Source organism: Vibrio sp. YYF0003 (genome assembly GCF_036350715.1).
Lineage (GTDB): Bacteria > Pseudomonadota > Gammaproteobacteria > Enterobacterales > Vibrionaceae > Vibrio > Vibrio natriegens.
Window position 1 is genome coordinate 177,573 of the sequence record NZ_JAZDWA010000001.1, and the last position, 14,713, is coordinate 192,285.

A 14,713-nucleotide genomic window follows, 5' to 3' on the forward strand; every position below is an offset into this window, starting at 1 on the left:
ATTGCTACAATTTGATGTTCTAAAATGATATAAATCGAAAACTTATCACTCGAAAAGGCGCACATTTCATGCAGCTTACTGCCACCAGCAAAGCACAGTTTTTTATTCAAAATGAGTATTATCATGTCGAAATAAAAGAGAACAGTGTTTTATTAAGTTCCATAGGCAGTGAAGAGCATATTCCGTTTACCGTGTGGAATGGCAAAGTTAACGTCAAGCGTGGTTTGCTTTGGAGCTCGCTACAATTCTTTTCTCACGAACAAGATGGGAAGCAGCGAAGCTGGCTGGTGCAGGGGTTACCATGGCCACAATGCAGAAAATTCGCGCTTGATGCGGTGCGCCAGTATCAGGACTGGCACAACAATCAGTGTAAAAAGTTAGCCGAATACCTTCCTGTGTGGGAAGAGGAGCTCTATAAGTTAAAACATCTGCCTGCTTATCTTTCACACTCCCAGGTTACGTCCTGGGTTGAGCGTTTAAACCAAGATCTCGTGGAAATTAAAACGACTTTGGAAGAAGCAAAATTACGCATGCCGAACCGTATGGCAGAAATTGAACCTTGGCTTGTTGATACTTCTGAAACGTTAGAAGAGCGAAATCGAGAGTGGTTGGAGAGTGAACGTCCAAACTGGGAGGTGCTGTTCAGCCGTATTGAGTCTTCATCATTGAACCTGTCTCAGCAATATGCCGTACTGCTCAACGATGATCACAATCTGGTGCTCGCAGGTGCCGGTTCTGGTAAAACCAGCGTCCTTACTGCACGGGTCGCTTATTTACTTCAAAGCCATCAGGCACAATCTGAAGAACTGCTAATGCTTGCTTTCGGGCGTGATGCCGCGACAGAGATGAAAGAGCGCTTAGTTGAAAAAGTAGGTATGGCGGCAGAGGGCACTCGTGTAAACACCTTCCATCAATTAGGGTTGTTCATACTGAATCAAGTCGAACCACAGTCCGTGGAGATCAGCCCATTAGCGTTGGACGATAACCAACGTACGGCGTGGTGTATTGATTGGCTTAAAAAGCATTGGATGACTCCTACAAACTTCAAGCGCTGGCAAAAGCATTTGGACAAGTGGCCTATTGCCTATTTGAAAGGGGATGACGAGCTGGGTAGCCATTCTGAGAACCCTAAACTGATTGCGTGGTTAGACTCACAGCTGTCACATCTGGCGGCGGTTGGATTAACCAAAAAGCAGGTTCAAGAAAAACTGGTCGATCATCAAGAGTACACTCGATTAAATAGTGAGCTCGCACTGTGTTGGCCATGTTTTACTGCCTGGCAAAAAATGCTCAAAGAGACGAATCAGGTTGATTTCCCAACGATGATCAGTCGAGCGACTGAGTATGTTAAAAAAGGTAAGTTTGTCGCTCCGTGGCGCTTTGTTATGGTCGATGAGTATCAAGATATCTCTCCTGATCGTTTAGCGTTAATAGAAGCGCTGTGCGAATCCAGTGAGAAACAAGCGGGTGCAACATTATTTGCAGTAGGGGATGACTGGCAATCCATTTATCAGTTTGCCGGCGCTGATGTCGATCTGATTACTGGCTTTAAAGACAGATTTGCGTATTCGACGGTTCATCATCTTGACACAACGTATCGTTTTAACAATCAGATTGGTAATGTGGCCAATGCGTTTGTGCAGCAAAACCCGGCGCAGTTACCTAAAACTCTAAATAGCCACAAACAACGTAAGCAAAAAAGTGTCCACACCGCGCCAAGTAACCAAGTGGAGAAAATCCTCGACCAGTTAAACCAACAGGCGAAGCAAACTAAATCGGTGTTGCTGCTTGGACGTAATCATTATCATAAACCAGATCTATATGATGACTGGTTGAGACGATTCCCGAACCTTGATATTCGCTTTATGACATGTCACGCGAGTAAAGGGCGTGAAGCGGACTTCGTGATTATCCTGTCGGTAGATGAAGGGCAATTCCCAGCGAAGAAAAAGCAAGTCCATATTGATGGTGCCTTGACGGAATCTAACGATAAGTTTCCGCATGCCGAAGAACGCCGATTGTTTTATGTTGCGATTACCCGAGCGAAAGAAAAAGTCTGGATTACCCATACAGGCGCTGGCTCTGCGTTCATTCAGGAGCTGGTTGCAGGGGACTACCCAATCATTACTTCGCGCTAAATAAAATAGATACCGTTTGAAATAACAAAGGCGATACTCGGTATCGCCTTTGTTTTATCTAAAATATCGGGCACAGATTATGTGCGCTCGCTCAGATAGGCTTCATAGTCTGGCACTTCGATGTCGACTTCTTGTTCGATAAGCGGAGAGTTGAAAATGAATTTTGCAGTTGCACGGTTGGTCGCAACTGGAATATTCCAAACGCTGGCAATACGAAGAAGCGCTTTTACATCTGGATCATGCGGTACGGCATTCAATGGATCCCAGAAAAACACCAGTACGTCGATTTTACCTTCCGAAATCAAAGCACCAATCTGTTGGTCACCACCCATAGGGCCGCTGATCATATTTTTAATCGCTAAGCCTGTTTCTTTACTTAACATATGCCCTGTTGTCCCTGTCGCATACAGGAAGTGGCGTTGAAGTTGTTCTTTGTTTTCTTGTACCCAGCGAAGCAGTTCAGGTTTGCAGTTATCGTGCGCAACTAAAGCCACGTGCTTGTGTGCAGGCATGGTACGAGTTGTTTTTTGCATCAAGTTATTTCCGATTCAAAATGATAAAGTTATTTTTGGTGTATTGGTTAATGAAACACTTTTTTAATCGATCAATCAATAGGCTTGACGCTGAATGTTGGCCTATATTCGGATGGGGATAACGATTCCTGAATTGTATCTTCGTCAAGCGTTGTTGGTGTCAGTGGTATGATGCTCGGTGACGCATGTTTTTCATAAGGTAAGTCTCTCAAATAGCGTGTTGCCTGAATGAGGGATAGTCGACCTTGCTCAACCATTTTATCCGTAGCTGCAAAGAGTACCTTATTACGCAGTAAGCCACGATAAACGCCGTGACTTAAATAGACGGAAACCAAGCCAATCTCACTCGCTTTATCGGCACTGCGCAGCTCACTGATCGCTGCCTCTATTGCGACTGCGCTTCCAACAATGTAGTCAATATTGCCTTGGTCAATGACGCGTTGCACTAGGTTACGCTGTAACTCTTTGTCGTTATCCGCCCACAGAGTAGTAACAACGTGGATATCGCTGTCTTTTATGGCGTCGTAAAAGCCCGTCGCTACCGGTTTTGTTCCACCGCGAGTGCGCGGGCCAAGCAACAAAGCGATATTGGTATTGCCAGAACCTTTGGGATGACGTTCGGCTAAATACTTTCCTGCTTCATGTCCCATCCAATACCAATCCACTCCGACTTCACCTTTTAGCAGAGGACTCTGTTTTTTATCTAGAATGAGCTGGTTGACTGTTGCGAATACAGGGGTGTTACCCACTAAATTGGTTAAGTTGTGTTCATAGGCGTGAGGGTCGACCGTGCCCAAAATGATGGCGTCGGCACCCCATTGATGACAAAGCTTGAGTTGTTGTTCCTGACGGTGTTTTACCGGATATCCACCGGCTTCCAATACGCGAAGGTGAACACCTTGCTTTTCTGCTTCGGAAACCATGCCGTAATTGACAGACAACCAATACGAATCTTTTAGATGTGGGTAAATGGCACAAATTTTTTCTTCAGCTAGCGACGGTAGGGATGTGAATAATGCTCCGGCGAGGACGAAGTGTTTGATAATTGAGCGAAGCAAGCTTTGATTAATAACCATGGATGAAGTTCGTTGGCTTAGATTGAGTAAACATTGCAAAATATAACGTATTATACCCAAATATCCTCAGGATATTTATTTTAGCAATATCACTGTGAAGCTTTCATATTGAAATTATTTGAGTATATTTCGCCAAACACGAATAGTAAGGTCATTAAAATATGCTGCTAGCAACCGCAAGTATCGGTCGTAAGCTTTTGCTCTCTTTTATTGCGATGGCAATGTTGGTCATGTTGTCTGCATTGATCGGCATGTCTGGCTTTTCGATGGTGTCGAAAACGGAAAGGAACGTGGTTGATTCTGCGATTCCTGCCATGATAGAAGCCCGACAGGTCTCTGAACTAAGTTCTCGTATTATTTCTTCTGTTCAGACGCTGTCTAACGCCAAAAATGAATTTGAGCGACAAGCCGCGGGACGAGCACTCTTCGATCAACTAGAGGTGTTGCTTTCTCATATCAAAAAGCTTGGAAGGGACGCGTTTGATTCCCAGCTACTCGATACATTAGAAAGCCATGTTCAACAGGTTATTAATAACCTGGGTGATTTGGGCACATCGGTTGAACGTAAGCTCTATCTCGCCAAAGAGATAGAAACTCGGGTCGAAGAAATGCGCTTGCTCAGTGAGGAACTGGAACAACTGACCCGAACTCAAGTGCAAAACACCAGCACTGTCGCTGTGGCGAATGTGACTCATATTTATGGTCTGCTGGAAGCAAACAAAAAAGAACAGGCTTACCAAGCTCTAGATGCGTTGGTTGAAGTCGATTTGGATCTGACCGAGCGGCTACATGAGTTTCATCTGCTGGCATTTCAGGTTCTCAACCAAATTGAAGAAGCGCGTACGCTGACCAATCTAGATCGTATCCAACAAGTTCAGGCGGACTTCGCTAATAACCTTCGAATTATGAAGAGGCGCGTGCAGGCGGTGGAAGATCCGACGTTGTCGACGCGAATGGGGCAGCTGCTCACGGATCTAGGTGAACGTCAGGTCGTCTTTAGCATCTTAATGCATCAATATGAAAATAATGAGCAGTCTCAACAATTAATGCAAAGAACACTGGAGCTATTTGCTGAACTAAACAGTACCGTTAATAAGTTGGTTGACGACTCAAATACTGCCACGTCGGTTGCGATAGATGAAATGACCAGTTCACTCACATTTGCACAATGGTCATTGGCGATTATTTCGGTAGTTGGCCTCATAGTGGCTATTTTAATTGTTTGGCGTGTTGTTTATGTGTCGGTGCTCAAGCGACTTGGGGAGTATTCATCAGCGTTGCTGTCGGTGGCGCAAGGCAACTTAGCAGTGGATCTGACAGTCAAAGGAAAAGATGAACTCGCGCATATGGGGCGAGCTATTATTACCGCAAGAGATACCGCTCAGGCGTTAAAAGTCGTCGCAGAAGGTGAGGCGAAGGCGAAGAAAGAACTCGAAGAGCATAAAGAACACCTTGAAGAATTGGTAGAGCAACGTACTTCTCAGCTGAAGCAAGCCAATTACCGCTTGAATGAAGAGGTATTAAACCACGCTAAAGCACGTAAGCAGGCAGAACAAGCTAGCCGAGCTAAGTCTGCTTTCCTTTCTACGATGAGCCATGAAATACGTACACCTTTGAATGGGGTACTAGGAACCGCACGTTTGCTCATGGATTCAGGCTTGAATCCACTGCAAAAACGCTATGCCGACATCATCAATCGAAGTGGTAAAACGCTACTTGCCATCATCAATGACGTTCTGGATTACTCGAAAATAGAAGCCGGCCACCTCGAAATACGTCATTCAGACTTCGACTTGCATCAACTGGTGCAAGACACTTACCAGCTAATGGAAAGTCGTGCCAAAGAAAAGAACTTGTTGTTCTCTTACCATATTGAAAGCGATGTGAATAAGTACTGGAAAGGTGACGCAACACGGATCAGTCAGGTGCTGAATAATCTGGTTGGTAATGCGATAAAATTCACCCAAGAAGGGGAAATTGATATCTATGTGTGCCTCAATCCTGAAGACGAAACGCAAGTTCTGTTCGAAATTTCCGACACTGGTATTGGTATCGCGGATAAAGAGCAAACATCGCTGTTTGATGCCTTTACTCAAGCCGAAGGTGGATTGAGTCAAACTGGTGGAACGGGGCTTGGCCTTGCGATCAGTAAACGCATTATTGAAGCAATGGATGGCACGTTGGCGTTTGAATCAGAAAAAGGCCAAGGCAGTCGTTTTTGGTTCTCGTTGCCACTCGAAAAGAGCGACGAAGTAAAAACAAATGCGGTTGTAAATACGCCATGTGAAGTGAAAGCCAAAGTATTGCTGGTTGAAGATAACGAAGTAAACCGAGTGGTTGCGGAAGGTTTTCTGCAGAGCATGGGGCACGAAGTCGTCATTGCTGAAAACGGACTTCAGGCAGAAAAAATATTAGAAAAGCAGGATTTCGATATAGCGTTAGTCGACATCAATTTACCTGATTGCAACGGCGCCGATTTAATTCAGCGTCTTAAGTGCATTGAACAGAAAAAGCCTCAACGACAAGCGAACTCGTCAACACCGATGGTTGCGGTTTCTGCTCATGTATTTGAAGAGGAAGTGGAACGCTACCTGGAGGCAGGGTTTGATGGTTACTTACCCAAGCCGTTAGTGAAAGAATCTCTTGAAGTCATGATTCAAGAGCAGTTAGACGGCAAACCGTTGTTATTAGGCCAAAGAGAGCAGGGTTCATCGCATAAAGAACCCGTTTCCACAGACGATGTTGCTATATCTATCGATAAAAACCCGCTTGCTGCTGAAGATATTATTTCACCACACGTTGTGCTTTCTGATATGAAGATTTTGGGTAGAGAAAGAATGCTGCACATTATTGATTTATTCCGAACCAGCAGCCTTGATGTTCTCAATCAATTAGAGATAGCCGCAGAGAAAGATGACACACGTGAGGTGAGGTCCTTAAGCCATAAACTCAAAGGAAGTTCGGGTAGCTTGGGCTTAACCTCGCTAATGAGAACGCTGCAGAGCATCGAAGCCGCAGAGAACCCGTTAGAGGCGTACAAGCAAAAGAAAAGAGTGCTTACTGATCAAGTAACCGCATCTATAATCGCGCTTGATGAACTGATAGCGGATTAATGACTTTGATAAAAACAAAAACCTCCGGAAGGTGCCGGAGGTTTCTTCTATTCGCTCATGTCATCTTCCCACTCGAACCGAGTGTCTAGAGCATAAGGGTCATCGTCAAAAGGATGATCCACTCTGCCTCGCAAGTATTCGAGTTGATGCTCAAGCATATTGACCGTATCGTAGTCTCCCTCTGAACAGGCAACGTAAATCTGTTGCTCCAGAGCGGCAATGTTATCTCGGATACCCATGAGAACCCCCTTAAATCGTCATCGATTCTCAAAACGATTATAGTCAAGTAATCCAAATTCGATCGGTTGATTTGTACGGTACCAATGATGAAGTCGATCGCTGAACGGCCAGAACTTTTGTGAGCTACGACGAATCGCAAAACGATCCAATAACTTAACGTAATCCTCTTCATTTTGAATATTGCTGAATTGATCGACAAAATCTTTTACTTGCGCTTCTTCTATCGAAAAAAACGCAGCGGGATAACTTCCAACCACACCACGGACGATAGTCATATCATCTTCTGAGAAGTTGCGATTACTTTCTTCATCGAACAAGCTGGAGATATTTGTATGCGCATTATTGTGGAGCAGGGTAAAGAGTTCATCTTTTCCAGACTTGCTGCGCACCATCAACATTGTTATTTGAGGTACCGGTTTTAACCCTTCACCACGTACCTGTCCGATACGTTTAATTTGCTGCTCATTCCCCTCGGAGAGCGCTGTATTGGTGATCTCATAACGAGGATGCAGAATCGGAGACAGATCTTCTTTCAGCTTGTTAAGCAATTCAGACTTCGGATCATCCGTTTGGTAAACAATGCTTGTCGGCTGATTAAACGGCTTAACATTTCTCAATAAGAAATCCGATAATTGAGGGCTTTGGTCTTGATACCAGCTGGATTGTAACTGGTGACGCATGTCTGCCGGTAATAATGAGATAAAGTTACTTTCGCCTTCCATACGCAGAAAGTCCATAAACATACGCGTAATCAATTGGTGGCCAAAGTTGCCGTAGACATCAAACCCGGCTACGAGCAGGTAATGGACTCGTTCAAGCAACACGTAATCCATTACCCAGACCGTTTTAGGCTGGTCGCCCACCAAACCTTGCACAACCGAAGCACTGTCAAAATGGCGGAAAACGGTCAGAGCAGCATTAGCGTTGGTTCCATCACCATCCCAGATAACGTCAGTAGACAGGTGCTCGCCATGTTTGAACCAATGGTTTGCAAAGTCCGACTTCGCTTCAAGGTAGCGAGCTTGTTGGCGAGAGTATTTAACCCAGTTCGCCACAGGCAGCGTGTTGCTTTCTAACTCGCTTGGCAGCTTTAAGTTTTCTGCTTGTGAGCGATAAAACTCGTTCACTTCAGGAATATCGCTTTTATCTGGATCGAGGAAGAATACCCAGAAACGATCGTTAATGACATTGAGTGCCAACTGACCACGGCAAACCGGACCTTTAATAAACGCCATAATGGTATTTTGTGCATTGTCGAGCATGAACTTAAAACGCGACTTCACTGGAATGTCAGTAAATGACGTCATTGGGTTCGCGGCAACTTCTGGTTCATAGCTAGGTAGCTCATTGACCGTATAGTCAGGGAGAATGAACCACTTCTTCCAATTGTCGATACGCTGTTGATTTAACGCATATGGCATATGTGTTTTGTCTACAATAGTGCCTTGCTCTGGAATGATTCGGTAGTAAACACGTTCCGTGTTTGGATCATCATATGGACGACGAGTTGAAATACGTTTTACAGGCTGACCCGGAGGGGTCTGGGAGCGAACCAGAGAGAAAAAGCGACGTGTCGGCTTATCGTTTAGCTCAGAGAAATACAAATGAGATAAGAACAGATGCTCATAGATGTAGCGCGCCATGAGCTGGTTCTTGAAGTCATCCTGATTCAGTAACGATTCGTACTTAGTAATCTCGGCTTGTTCATGCCTGCTAATCGGCGTGTGGCTATTCATGACTGCGCCATTTTCCAGCCAGGTCATCAATGTAAGATACTCAGAGTCTGTCAGGTTTGGCATGCCAAAAGGCATCCCCCAAGTCGGGTTGTCTTTCTCATACTGCTCATATTCTTCGATGGTCGGGCAGGTTTGTTCTCTGTCTATCGAAAAATCAAACCCTTCCAACTGAACTTGATCGGGCAGAGGATGACGTTCTTTTTGCACTAACAGTCTTGCGATTAAGCCTGCATCCAAGTTCGCAGCCATGCTTTGCTCGCGTTCATTTAAGACCGGGTGAAAGCCGGCATCACGCCATTCTTGAGTGGTTTCTGCGTCTTCAAAAAGACGGGTGGGTGCGACCGCAGTAAGACGTGTGCCTTCGTAAACCAGCTTTTTCGTCGCGCCTCTATCAATGCCCTCAACCGATGAGAGTTTCAACTGACAAGGTGCGTCGTAGCACGCGTGACAAACCACGCAACGATTATCCACGATCGGCTTTACTTTGTTTTGGAAAAAGTTTGCATGTTGTGTTTCAGCACTCGCGGTACGCTCTCGTACCAGTTGAGGGCCAAAAAGCACGTCGTAATTCAGACCAGCATAAGTGGCACAGCCAGCAAAGAGACTAACAATGCAGAGTAAAAGAATGAGGCGAAAATTCATGGAGTTACTTGGTTAAATGAAGTTTAAACTCATTAAAGCAAAATAACAGATTAAATACCAAAGATTACAGCAAGGTGTTTAGAGTAAGGAGCCTAAATCAACCCAAAAGATAAACCGATCCTAGTTCCATAAACAGGTTGGTACTCCATATACAATTTGTTGCAAATAGTTAATTTATATACTATAAACTTTGTTGCATTGCGTTTGGTTTGTTCAGAATTTGTTACTAAATAGTCAATACAGTAGTAGAGCCGATGCATGTATTTTGAAAAGTTGTATTAACGGACAAAAGTCAAAGATCGGCGTTTAGTTGAATGATGGCTTTATTGCTTGAATGGCTTGCCATGGGCGGCGACAAGTAGCTCTTTAATTTTTTGGCGCAGGGCAAGATGAGCAGGATTGTCAATTTCACGCTTGTGATAGACAAACTTGTAAGGGATGGAGTGAATCGAAATAGGGCAAGGGAGCACTTGCAGATTCAGCGCCTTACTCCATTTATTTGCAAACGATTTAGAGACGACGCCCAAGCAATCTCGGTCGGCAACATATAAAGCCATGCCAGCTAGCGAAGATGTCACTAAATCGACTTTTCGTTCCTGTATCTTTTCTTTAGCAAGTTGCTCAAACCCAGTCATGTTTTCCCATTTTCCAGAAAATAGACAGTGTCTTTCTTCATAAAACTGTTGTTTTGAAAGTGTTCCTTGGATTCTGGAATGGTCTTCTCGGCAAATGACTACCGCTTCTTCTGAGTATGCATCTTCAATAACAAATGCAGAGTCTTTTGTTATGACAGTATCGATAGCTAAGTCGACTTTTTGTTGCCTTATGAGCTCAAAGAGAATGTATTTTTCCGGTGGAGATTCATAAAACACCACGTTTTCAATAGGAGGCATGCTATGTAGCAAAATCTCTGAGCAGCATACTTCAAAATGGTTTTTATCAGATATTGCACTATCAATGATACTTACCGCTTGCTGAAATTGAGGAAGCAATTGATGTGCGGTGGAAGTGAGAGCTATTCCGCGGCCTTTTTTAACGAATAACTGTTTATCTACGACTTGTTCTAAACGCTTTATCGCTGCGCTTACTGCAGGTTGCGTCAACCCAAGTTGCTCCGCTGCCTTTGTGTAGGATTGGAACTCGGCGACGACCAGAAAAGTTTGGATAAGGTTTAAGTCCATAACGCTACTCATAAATTAGATTTATAGATCAACTAATCCTGACGGTATTTATCGTCTGAAATTAGTGCTTTATCTTATAACAGTAATGGTATTGGAATGCGAATGCCATTTTAATGCATCAGCGAACTTTTGGAGAAAATATGAAAAATGCGACCAAAACGAGCAGTAAAAAACTCGTACTTAACGCATGTACTTTAGCGCTAGGTGCTGCTTCTGCAACCGCATACGCAGCTGACAAACCGAACATCCTTGTTATCTTTGGTGATGATGTTGGTTACTGGAACCTCAGTACCTATAACCAAGGGATGATGGCTTACAACACACCGAATATTGACACGATTGCTCAAGAAGGTGCGAAGTTTACTAACTTTTACGCCCAGCAAAGTTCCACAGCAGGCCGTTCAGCATTTATTACCGGTCAGATGCCTAAACGTACAGGCTTGTCTAAAGTAGGCTTGCCTGGCGCACCTGAAGGTATTTCCAAAGAGGACCCAACGATTGCAACCATGCTTAAAGAGCTTGGTTACGCAACGGGTCAGTTTGGTAAAAACCATTTGGGTGACCGAGACGAGCACTTGCCAACAAACCACGGCTTCGATGAGTTCTTCGGTAACCTTTACCACTTAAATGCGGAAGAAGAACCAGAGAATGTTGATTACCCTAAAGATCCAGAATTCAAGAAAAAGTTCGGCCCTCGTGGCGTGATTCACTCGTATGCAGACGGCAAGATTGAAGATACCGGTCCTCTGACCCGTAAACGCATGGAAACCGTCGATGGTGAATTCCTTGATGCGGCAGAAAGTTTCATCGAGAAACAAGTAAAAGCGGATAAACCATTCTTTACTTGGTTCAACACTACTCGTATGCACAACTTCACTCACGTTCCAGAAGAATATCAGGGCAAAACAGGCGCTGGATTCTACGCTGATGGTGTGAAACAGCATGACGATCAAATCGGTCACCTGCTTAATAAGATTAAAGAGCTAGGCATTGATGACAACACTATCATCGTCTACACCACAGATAACGGTCCAATGATCAACTTGTGGCCAGATGCGGGTATGACTCCATTCCGTTCTGAGAAAAATACGGGCTGGGAAGGTGCATTCCGCGTTCCTATGCTGATTAAATGGCCAGGGCAAATCGAAGCCGGTAAGACGTTTAACGGTATGATGTCACTGGAAGACTTCTTCCCGACATTGGTTGCTGCGGCAGGTAACGATAAAGTAACGGACGAATTGCTCAAAGGTAAGAAAGTTGGCGATATGAACTACAAAGTTCATTTAGATGGCTACAACCAATTACCATACATTACTGGCAAATCAGAGGAATCAGCTCGAAATGAGTTTGTTTACTGGAGTGATGATGGTGACCTGCTGGCACTGCGTCAAGGTAAGTTCAAGTTCCACTTTATGATCCAAGAAAATGAAACGGGACTAGAAATTTGGCAGAAACCATTTACTAAACTTCGTGTACCGAAGATCTTTGACTTGAGCATTGACCCATTTGAACGTGGTGATACGGGCATGGGCTACAACACTTGGATGTATGAGCGCTCATACTTAATGGCACCAGCGATGGAAGAAGTAAAACAAGTGATGGATACCTTTAAAGAGTTCCCACCACGTATGGAAGCAGGTTCATTTGTTCCTAAGTAACCTTGCACTTAAGCGAAGACTAGAATAAAAATGAATGGCGCTCTCAGGAGCGCCATACTTAAAAAAGAAAGTAGAAAAGCCAACATTCAAAAGAGAGGCTGCATGAGCAAAACTTCACCACGTCATTCTACGGCTATGCCAATTGTTCCGATGAAAACTGCTTTCAAATCCGAGCAGGGAAATGAACGCCGCTTTCATGTGATGGCGAAACCCGGCGGCGCAAAGTGCAACATTGACTGCCAATATTGCTTTTACTTACACAAAGAAAACCTGCTTCATCAACCAAAACAACCCAAGATGGATGATGAAACCTTAGAGGCGTTTGTTAAGAGTTATATTGAGAGTCAAGATGGCGAACAAATCGTATTTTCGTGGCAGGGCGGTGAACCGACACTGCTTGGGTTAGATTACTTTCGTAAAGTGGTTGAACTGCAAAAGAAATACAAACCTAGCGGAATTCGTATTGAAAACGATTTACAAACGAATGGTATCTTACTCAATGATGAGTGGTGTGAATTTTTATTAGCGAATAACTTCCTGGTCGGCTTATCTATCGATGGTCCAGAAGAGTTGCACGACAAATACCGTAAAACGCGAAGTGGTAAACCGACTTTTCATCTGGTGATGAAAGCGGTTGAGAAACTTCAGCGTCATGGGGTGCGGTTTAATGCGCTGGTGACGGTTAACCGCCACAACGTTAAGTACCCTGTGGAAATTTATCGATTCCTCACTCGCGAGTTGGGCGTGACTTATATTCAGCTTGCGCCCGTGGTTGAAGCGAATGACTTCCACACTACCGCGCCTCAGTTCTGGAACGAACAGATGATCCCTGTCATGGGGAGCGAGTTAGCCAAGCCTGGGCATCCAATGTCAGTGGTAACGGATTGGTCGGTGGACCCTGATGATTGGGGCAAGTTCCTTAGTGAAATGTTTGTTGAGTGGGTGAACAATGATCTCGGCCGTGTGTTGGTCAACCTGTTTGAAACGGCGGTTGCTCAGGTGATGGGTAAACCAGCGCAACTCTGCATTACCTCAGAGTTCTGCGGTAAAGGATTGGCGATAGAGCACAATGGCGATGTGTACAGTTGTGACCATTACGTTTATCCAGAATACAAACTTTCCAATATTCACGAACATTCTTTGAACGAGATGGCATTTTCTACGCGTCAGTTTAGCTTTGGTATGGCAAAGCGAGATTCATTGCCGGACTACTGTAAGAAATGTCCTTACCTTAAATACTGTTGGGGCGAATGTCCTAAAAATCGCCTTATTAAGACGCCGGATGGTGAAGAAGGGCTGAATTACCTTTGTTCTGGTATTCGCCGTTTCTTCGATGACACCTTACCTATGCTGGTGGGTCTATCTCAGATTTTACAACAACAGAATTCTAAGTAAGGAAGACGAATGAACAACGCGCAGCAAGCAATTAATAAGCTGATTGAAGAGACAGAGAAAAGCGTCATTGGTCAAAGCCACGTGGTGCAAGCGTTGGTGATTGGTTTATTGACCAATGGACATATTCTGTTGGAAGGTTTACCGGGTACCGCAAAAACGCGTTCAGTAAAATCATTAGCCAATCTTCTGAACACTAGTTTCGGTCGTATTCAGTTCACGCCTGATCTTCTACCTTCGGACGTCACGGGTACCGAGGTTTATCAGGAGTTAGATGGCAAACCGCAGCTACATTTTCAGCCGGGTCCCATTTTTAACAGCATTGTCCTTGCCGATGAGGTTAACCGTGCCCCTGCCAAAGTGCAGGCCGCGCTGCTAGAAGCCATGGCTGAAGGCACAATAACTGTTGGCGATAAAACGCATGTGTTACCCGATCTATTTATGGTTCTAGCGACGCAAAACCCGATCGAGCAAGAAGGGACGTACCCTCTGCCTGAAGCGCAAATGGACCGCTTTATTATGAAGGTTACGGTTGACTACCCGGAAGATGCTGCTGAGCGCGAGATTATTCGTTTGGTTCGTAGTGAAGAACTTGGGGCGGAAACCAGTTCCGAGTTGGTTACGCCGCAGCATATTGAGCCCGATTTGGTTTTAGAAGCACGCCGTCAACTGCCCGATGTCGCGGTTTCTGAATTAGTTGAAGACTATATTGTCGCGTTGGTGATGGCGACTCGTAAGCCAGAGCGTTATGCAGACTCGCAATTATCTAAATGGATTGAAATTGGCTCCAGTCCCCGCGCTTCAATTTCGTTGGATAAGTGTGCTCGCGCCTATGCTTGGCTTCAAGGACGTGACCATGTCACACCTGATGATGTCCGTGCTATGGTCCCATCAGTATTAGGACACCGATTCTCACTCACCTATGACGCGTTAGCTGACGGTGTGGATCATCAACGAGTCGTTGAGGAATTACTCGATTACGTTGAAATCGGATAAGTGGTGGC

The 14,713-nt window shown here is 44.7% G+C and carries 10 protein-coding genes; 5 read left to right on the forward strand and 5 right to left on the reverse strand.

Going from position 1 to position 14,713, the window contains the following annotated elements:
• The first annotated feature begins 68 nt into the window (after positions 1 to 68).
• Positions 69 to 2,138: a DNA helicase IV gene (helD, locus tag V1U08_RS00810; protein ID WP_330469652.1), complete on the forward strand. Its 2,070-nt coding sequence runs from the start codon at positions 69 to 71 to the stop codon at positions 2,136 to 2,138.
• A gap of 77 nt (positions 2,139 to 2,215) precedes the next feature.
• Here the strand turns inward: helD and V1U08_RS00815 are convergent, their stop codons facing one another.
• Positions 2,216 to 2,671, reverse strand: a complete 456-nt coding sequence (locus V1U08_RS00815) for a methylglyoxal synthase (RefSeq protein ID WP_014234063.1) — start codon at positions 2,669 to 2,671, stop codon at positions 2,216 to 2,218.
• Between the two features lie 71 nt (positions 2,672 to 2,742).
• On the reverse strand, positions 2,743 to 3,786 hold the full coding sequence (gene torT / locus V1U08_RS00820; RefSeq protein ID WP_330469653.1) for a TMAO reductase system periplasmic protein TorT: 1,044 nt from the start codon (positions 3,784 to 3,786) through the stop codon (positions 2,743 to 2,745).
• A gap of 122 nt (positions 3,787 to 3,908) precedes the next feature.
• Here torT and torS point away from each other — a divergent pair, with 122 nt between their 5' ends.
• Positions 3,909 to 6,860, forward strand: a complete 2,952-nt coding sequence (torS, locus tag V1U08_RS00825; RefSeq protein ID WP_330469654.1) for a TMAO reductase system sensor histidine kinase/response regulator TorS — start codon at positions 3,909 to 3,911, stop codon at positions 6,858 to 6,860.
• Positions 6,861 to 6,907: 47 nt separating this feature from the next.
• On the opposite strand, the gene V1U08_RS00830 is transcribed toward torS, so the two are convergent.
• The 3 genes from V1U08_RS00830 to V1U08_RS00840 all read right to left on the reverse strand — a co-directional run bounded on the left by V1U08_RS00830 (position 6,908) and on the right by V1U08_RS00840 (position 10,659).
• A complete protein-coding gene (locus V1U08_RS00830; RefSeq protein WP_014234066.1) occupies positions 6,908 to 7,099 on the reverse strand; it encodes a hypothetical protein in 192 nt (63 codons plus the stop codon).
• An 18-nt stretch (positions 7,100 to 7,117) separates the two neighbouring features.
• Positions 7,118 to 9,478 carry a fatty acid cis/trans isomerase gene (locus V1U08_RS00835; protein WP_330469655.1) on the reverse strand — a complete coding sequence of 787 codons (2,361 nt, stop codon included), beginning with the start codon at positions 9,476 to 9,478 and terminating at the stop codon, positions 7,118 to 7,120.
• 323 nt (positions 9,479 to 9,801) lie between these two features.
• Complete coding sequence (locus V1U08_RS00840; RefSeq protein ID WP_330469656.1) at positions 9,802 to 10,659, reverse strand: LysR family transcriptional regulator; 858 nt, start codon at positions 10,657 to 10,659, stop codon at positions 9,802 to 9,804.
• A 140-nt stretch (positions 10,660 to 10,799) separates the two neighbouring features.
• On the opposite strand from V1U08_RS00840, the gene V1U08_RS00845 reads away from it, so the two are divergent.
• From V1U08_RS00845 to V1U08_RS00855, 3 genes are all read left to right on the forward strand, one after another.
• Positions 10,800 to 12,317, forward strand: coding sequence for an arylsulfatase (locus V1U08_RS00845; protein WP_014234069.1), 1,518 nt, complete (start codon positions 10,800 to 10,802; stop codon positions 12,315 to 12,317).
• Positions 12,318 to 12,419: 102 nt separating this feature from the next.
• On the forward strand, positions 12,420 to 13,712 hold the full coding sequence (locus V1U08_RS00850) for an anaerobic sulfatase maturase (RefSeq protein ID WP_065301081.1): 1,293 nt from the start codon (positions 12,420 to 12,422) through the stop codon (positions 13,710 to 13,712).
• Positions 13,713 to 13,721: 9 nt separating this feature from the next.
• A complete protein-coding gene (locus tag V1U08_RS00855; protein ID WP_014234071.1) occupies positions 13,722 to 14,705 on the forward strand; it encodes an AAA family ATPase in 984 nt (327 codons plus the stop codon).
• Positions 14,706 to 14,713: the final 8 nt, after the last annotated feature.

Excerpts from the sequence above, each read along its gene's own strand:
- helD (WP_330469652.1), top strand. The coding sequence starts at position 69 with ATGCAGCTTACTGCCACCAGCAAAGCACAGTTTTTTATTCAAAATGAG.
- V1U08_RS00815 (WP_014234063.1), bottom strand. The coding sequence starts at position 2,671 with ATGCAAAAAACAACTCGTACCATGCCTGCACACAAGCACGTGGCTTTA.
- torS (WP_330469654.1), top strand. The coding sequence starts at position 3,909 with ATGCTGCTAGCAACCGCAAGTATCGGTCGTAAGCTTTTGCTCTCTTTT.
- V1U08_RS00830 (WP_014234066.1), bottom strand. The coding sequence starts at position 7,099 with ATGGGTATCCGAGATAACATTGCCGCTCTGGAGCAACAGATTTACGTT.
- V1U08_RS00835 (WP_330469655.1), bottom strand. The coding sequence starts at position 9,478 with ATGAATTTTCGCCTCATTCTTTTACTCTGCATTGTTAGTCTCTTTGCT.
- V1U08_RS00840 (WP_330469656.1), bottom strand. The coding sequence starts at position 10,659 with ATGGACTTAAACCTTATCCAAACTTTTCTGGTCGTCGCCGAGTTCCAA.
- V1U08_RS00845 (WP_014234069.1), top strand. The coding sequence starts at position 10,800 with ATGAAAAATGCGACCAAAACGAGCAGTAAAAAACTCGTACTTAACGCA.
- V1U08_RS00850 (WP_065301081.1), top strand. The coding sequence starts at position 12,420 with ATGAGCAAAACTTCACCACGTCATTCTACGGCTATGCCAATTGTTCCG.
- V1U08_RS00855 (WP_014234071.1), top strand. The coding sequence starts at position 13,722 with ATGAACAACGCGCAGCAAGCAATTAATAAGCTGATTGAAGAGACAGAG.